Source organism: Flavobacterium sp. (genome assembly GCF_023151265.1).
Taxonomy (GTDB): Bacteria; Bacteroidota; Bacteroidia; order Flavobacteriales; family Flavobacteriaceae; genus Flavobacterium.
In genome coordinates this window covers 1-5,355 of the sequence record NZ_JAKLJH010000166.1, presented here as the reverse complement: position 1 = coordinate 5,355, position 5,355 = coordinate 1, and the positions used below count along the sequence as shown (strand labels likewise).

8 protein-coding genes are annotated in these 5,355 nt (G+C 31.1%); 1 reads left to right on the top strand and 7 read right to left on the bottom strand.

Annotated elements, in window-relative coordinates; translation table 11 throughout:
• Positions 1–1,251 (top strand): DUF4403 family protein (locus L6Q46_RS12605; RefSeq protein WP_291284597.1); only part of this gene is annotated, 1,251 nt, incomplete at its 5' end.
• 34 nt (positions 1,252–1,285) lie between these two features.
• Here L6Q46_RS12605 and L6Q46_RS12600 read toward each other — a convergent pair.
• The 7 genes from L6Q46_RS12600 to L6Q46_RS12570 all read right to left on the bottom strand — a co-directional run.
• A complete protein-coding gene (locus tag L6Q46_RS12600) occupies positions 1,286–1,471 on the bottom strand; it encodes a hypothetical protein (protein ID WP_291284598.1) in 186 nt (61 codons plus the stop codon).
• Positions 1,472–1,517: 46 nt separating this feature from the next.
• On the bottom strand, positions 1,518–2,057 hold the full coding sequence (locus L6Q46_RS12595) for a DUF420 domain-containing protein (protein ID WP_291284596.1): 540 nt from the start codon (positions 2,055–2,057) through the stop codon (positions 1,518–1,520).
• Between the two features lie 2 nt (positions 2,058–2,059).
• Complete coding sequence (locus L6Q46_RS12590) at positions 2,060–2,686, bottom strand: SCO family protein (protein WP_291284595.1); 627 nt, start codon at positions 2,684–2,686, stop codon at positions 2,060–2,062.
• Between the two features lie 6 nt (positions 2,687–2,692).
• Entirely contained in the window at positions 2,693–3,394 is a 702-nt protein-coding gene (locus L6Q46_RS12585; RefSeq protein ID WP_291284594.1) for a hypothetical protein, read from the bottom strand.
• 77 nt (positions 3,395–3,471) lie between these two features.
• Positions 3,472–3,822 (bottom strand): cytochrome C oxidase subunit IV family protein, encoded by a 351-nt coding sequence (locus L6Q46_RS12580; protein ID WP_111566156.1) that lies wholly within the window; start codon positions 3,820–3,822, stop codon positions 3,472–3,474.
• Between the two features lie 20 nt (positions 3,823–3,842).
• Positions 3,843–4,823: a cytochrome c oxidase subunit 3 gene (locus L6Q46_RS12575; RefSeq protein WP_111566157.1), complete on the bottom strand. Its 981-nt coding sequence runs from the start codon at positions 4,821–4,823 to the stop codon at positions 3,843–3,845.
• Between the two features lie 45 nt (positions 4,824–4,868).
• Positions 4,869–5,355: cytochrome c oxidase subunit 3 (locus L6Q46_RS12570; RefSeq protein WP_291284593.1), on the bottom strand; the 487-nt coding region annotated here is incomplete at its 5' end.

The following is a 5,355-nucleotide window of genomic DNA, read 5'->3' as shown; positions in this document are numbered from 1 at the left end:
ATTTCAATGCCTGTTGAAATAACATTGAAGGAACTCGAACAACAACTAAATAAAAATGTAACCGGATTAATTTTTAACGATTCTATCTTAAATGATGATAAGACCGAAATGAAAATCTGGAAAACTGCTCCTATTAAACTAAGCGAAAAAAACGGAAACATTATTTCTGAAATTCCACTTAAGATTTGGGCAAAATTTAAATACGGAACTGATTTTATGGGATTAAATGACACTCGTGAAATCAATCTAAATGGAATCATAACTTTAGACAGCAAAACCCATTTAACCAATTGGAAACTCACAACTACTTCTAAAATAGAAGATTTTGAATGGAGCGAAAGTCCAACAATATTAGTTGCAGGAAAAAACATTCCGATTACATACATAATCAATCCTACATTGAGCATGTTTAAATCGAAGATTTCAAAAAAAATTGACGAAGCTATTGATAAAACATGTGATTTTAAACCTCATGTTTTAGATGCTTTAGACAAATTAAGTAATCCTATTTTAACAAGCGAACAATATGAAACTTGGTTTAAAATGGTTCCTTTAGAACTATATGTTACAGAAGCCAAACTTAGCAAAACTAAAATCATGTTAAACATGGGATTAAAATGCAACATGCAAACTATGGTGGGACAAAAGCCTAAAAACGGATTTGATGCTGCAAAAATTGTATTGAAACCTGTAGAGAAAATTCCAGACAACACAACTGTTTCGGTAGTTGCGGTTTCTACATTTGAAAGCGCTAGTAAAATTGTGACTAAGAATTTCCAAGGTCAAGAATTTGCATCGGGAAGTAGAAAAATTACGGTACAAAAAGTAGATCTATGGCAAAAAGATGGCAAAATGATTATTGCTTTAGATGTTTTAGGAAGTATTAATGGCACAATCTATTTATCAGGAATTCCAAATTACAATCCCATCACTAAAGAAATTTATTTTGACCAAATGGAATATGTTTTAAATACAAAAAGTGTCTTAATGAAATCGGCCAATTGGTTGTTACATGGCACCATTTTAAAAAGTATTCAAGAAAATTGTCGCTATTCGATAAAAGGAAACTTGGAAGAAGGCAAACAAAACATGAAACCTTATTTAAGCAACTATTCACCTATGAAAGGTGTTTTTGTAAATGGAATTATAAATGATTTCGAATTCGAAAAGGTAGAATTAACAGATAAAGCCATTATTGCTTTTATTACCACTAGCGGAAAAATGGATATTAAAGTAGATGGATTAGAATAAAACAAAAAAGTCGTTTCAAATGAAACGACTTTTTTTATATCTCTTTTTTCTTACCGTATTTCAATCGATAAATGGCGTAACCTAAAATACCTACTAATATATATGGAATTGCCATTAAATAAACAATACCATCATTAACAGCTTCTGCTTTAACTCCTCCTTCTTCACTTTCAAGAGCAGCACGACACATGGCGCATTGAGCACTTGAGGCAATAGGCATTAGACAATAGATAATAGTAAAAACTACTATTTGCAAACTTTTTATTTTAGTGCGCATAATACGGAGAAATCATTAAATAAACAATCACACCTGTAACCGCAACATATAACCAAATAGGAAATGTAATTTTTGCAATCTTTTTATGCTTATCAAATTGTTGTGACCAAGCTTTTACATAAGTGGTTAAAACCAATGGAATAATGATTATTGACAAAAGAATATGAGTAATCAATATAAAATAATACACATATTTGATGGCTCCTTCTCCGCCAAACTTAGTAGAATCGGATGTCATGTGATAGGCTACATACATTCCAAGGAAAGCAACCGAACAAGCGATAGCAACTTTCATTAAATTTTCATGCAACTTTCTATTTCCATTTTTGATAGCGATAACCGCAGCAACTAAAACCACAGCTGTTAAACCATTAATTGTGGCATAAATTGGCGGTAAAAAAGATAAAGGTTGCACATCATACCCTAATTTTCTTAAATTAACTCCAAAAAGCAAAGCTACAACTGCAGGAATTGCAACTGATAAAACCACAATAAGTTTGTTGTATTTTGTTTCTATATTATTTTCCATAATTATTCTTCAAGTAATTTTTTGATATCTTCTTTGATGGCTTCAACACCTGACGCTTCTAATCCGTCGTAATATAAAATTGGATTTCCTTGTGCGTCTTTTCTGCATCTTATTTTTCCATCTTTATCAATTAAAGCGAATAAACCTGAATGCTCAAATCCACCAGCTACTTTATTGTTTTCGCCAGCGTATAAGTTAAAACCTTTGTTTGCTAAACTGTAGATGTAATCTTTATCACCAGTTAAAAAATGCCAATTGTAATGCTTTACGCCTAATAAATTAGCATGCTCTTTTAATACTTGAGGTGTATCTTTTGCCGGATCAATAGTTATAGAAGCAATTCCGAAATTTGGATTTCCATAAAACTCGTTTTGTAATTGCAACATACTTTCATTCATTTTAGGACAAATGGTAGGGCAAGTTGAAAAGAAAAACTCCACAACATACACTTTCCCTAAATAGTCCTTATCCGAAATCGTTTTATTATCTTGATTCGTTAATTTGAATTCAGGAACTGGTCCAATTTCTACTAAATCAGATTTTTGAAATTTCGCAATAATTTTTGGCACTGCCCAAATTCCGAAAATTAAAATGATAAAAGAAATTCCGATGTATGATTTATTCTTCATGGCAAATTACTTTTGTTTTTCTATGTTTTCTTTGATATTATCTCTGAAAGCATCTTTTCTTTCGTTCTTATTTTTTTTAAGTGCTAAACGATATTCTCGCAGAAGTATTTTTACATCATCTGTCATTTCATTGTGCAAATCGGCAGCAGAAATGGTGTTATAGCTTTCTTTATATTCGTTTTCGCCTTTTCGGTTTTTACCCTTTCTTCCACGATGATTTAATTCTTTATCTACGATAATAACTGCTGGAGTTCCTTTGTTTTCATCTAATTGTCCCATTAGTTTATAGCTATCATAGAATTCTTGGATTTTATCTGGAGTAGAAAAAACGAATTTCCATCCATTCATATCTCCTGTTATCGGAGCTAATTCATCTATAATTTGTTGGCATTCTTTTTCCTTTCCTAAAGGAACTACCATAATCATTTGAAAATCTTTGAATCCTTTGTATTTGTTATAAATCTTCTGATTTAAATTAAAGAAATTACCACGATTTGTAATTACTTCTGTTCCCACAAAACCTAAAACGGTAATCTTTCCTTTCATTGCCTGTTTTGTTCCATCTAAACTTGACCAATCAGAAGGAATTTCTTGATTATTTTTAGAAAGTACCGGTAAAAAAAGTGAATTATGAGATGCCGTAGAAAACACCAAATAAATGGCGATAGGCAATATAAAAAGAGAAATGAGGACTAATTTATTTTTCATTAGATGAAACTAATTTTGTTCATACAAAAGTAAAAAAAATCCCGATGTAAATCGGGATTATATATTAGAAACAAGTGTTAAAATATCCACTTTAAGTGACCTGTTTTGAAAACTTCGTAAACGTAATCTCCTTCTACTAATAAAATAAAACTTAAGTAAAGGATTAAGAACGTAACTGTCCAAACAATTGATCTTCTAAACCATTTTTTTTCACCTTCCATATGCATGAAAGCCCAAGTAATGTAGTATGCTTTAACGATAGTTAAGATGATGAATAACCAGTTCAATAAATTCATTCCTAAGAAATTATTGAAATATAATGATTTAGGTTTATAGATTCCGAATAAAACCTCTACTATAGTAATTACAGATAGAATTCCGAAAACTACCCAAATTCTTTTTGTATTTGATTCGTGTGCGTGTGCCATGATATACTTTTATTATATAATTATACTAAGTAGAAGAAAGTAAATACGAATACCCACACTAAATCGACAAAGTGCCAGTATAATCCAACTTTTTCAACCATTTCGTAGCTTTTTCTTTTCTCGTAAGTACCTAATAACACATTAAAGAAAATGATGATATTAATTAATACTCCTGTAAACACGTGGAATCCGTGGAAACCTGTAATAAAGAAAAAGAAGTTAGCAAATAATTTATGACCGTATTCGTTTCTAACTAAGTTAGCACCTTCTACAACATATTTAGCTTCTTCTAATCTTTTTAAAGATTCAGCTCTTGATAAAACTGTTTTATGTTTTTCAGCATTTAAATACTCTGAACGAACTAAAATAGACTCATCAGATTTAAAACCTTCAACAACTTCATTCACAGAATAAGTTGGTAAAGTTGCTTCATCCATGAACCAAACTCCGTTACTTCTTTCGTGTTGTGTTCTTGCTTCAGGTAATGTTGCAGCAAAATCAGCTAATGCTACTCTTTTAAAAGTTCCGTCTTCTTGTTTTTGAACAAATTGTAAGATAGAACCTCCTTTAGTTTCAACAGCACCATATTCCCCTTTAATGAAGTTTTTCCATTCCCAAGCTTGAGAACCTAAGAAGATAAAACCACCAATAATAGTTAAAAACATGTAGAATGCTACTTTTGTTTTTTTCATGTGATGACCTGCATCTACAGCTAATACCATAGTTACAGAAGAGAAAATTAAGATAAAAGTCATTAACGCAACATAATACATTGGCGCATTTACACCATGTAAAAATGGAAAGTGGTTAAAAACTTCATCGGCGATAGGCCAAGTTTCAATAAATTTAAATCTTGAAAAACCGTACGCGGCTAAGAACCCAGAAAAAGTTAATGCATCTGATAAGATGAAAAACCACATCATCATTTTACCATAGGTTGCTCCTAATGGTCCTGGACCTCCGTCTAAAGCGTGTTCGTCTGTAATAACTGTCGCTCCCATAAATTTTTTAATTGTTAAAAAGTTCCCAAATTTATTATTTTTTTTCTATTTGAAAAAATAGAAAAATAAAAACAAATAAACCCAAATAAAATCCATAAAGTGCCAATACATCGCACTTAGCTCTATACCAAGGGTTTGAGCCGAATTGTATTTTTGTTTATAATGATTATAAATTACTACTAAAAGCGAAATAATACCTCCTAAAAGGTGAGCAATGTGAACCAAAACAGCAATATACAAAAATGAAGTAGTTACATTACTTTCACTTCCTGTAAAAAAATAGCCATTATCGATTACTTGTCCAAATCCTTTAAATTGCAATACTATAAACGCGATTCCAAGCGCTAAAGTAATCAATAAAAACATTGAAGCACTACTTCTGTTGTCTTTTTTTGTTGCTTGTAATGCTAAGTAAAAAGTAAAACTACTTACCAACATAGCTACCGTACTGATTACAAATGCAGAAGGTAACACAAAATCTTTCAACCAATCTGGTCTTGATTTACTTACTACGTACGCACTTGTTAATCCA

Coding starts and splice junctions, on each gene's coding strand:
- L6Q46_RS12590 (WP_291284595.1), bottom strand. CDS start 2,686: ATGAAGAATAAATCATACATCGGAATTTCTTTTATCATTTTAATTTTC.
- L6Q46_RS12595 (WP_291284596.1), bottom strand. CDS start 2,057: ATGGAAAATAATATAGAAACAAAATACAACAAACTTATTGTGGTTTTA.
- L6Q46_RS12575 (WP_111566157.1), bottom strand. CDS start 4,823: ATGGGAGCGACAGTTATTACAGACGAACACGCTTTAGACGGAGGTCCA.
- L6Q46_RS12580 (WP_111566156.1), bottom strand. CDS start 3,822: ATGGCACACGCACACGAATCAAATACAAAAAGAATTTGGGTAGTTTTC.
- L6Q46_RS12585 (WP_291284594.1), bottom strand. CDS start 3,394: ATGAAAAATAAATTAGTCCTCATTTCTCTTTTTATATTGCCTATCGCC.
- L6Q46_RS12600 (WP_291284598.1), bottom strand. CDS start 1,471: ATGCCTATTGCCTCAAGTGCTCAATGCGCCATGTGTCGTGCTGCTCTT.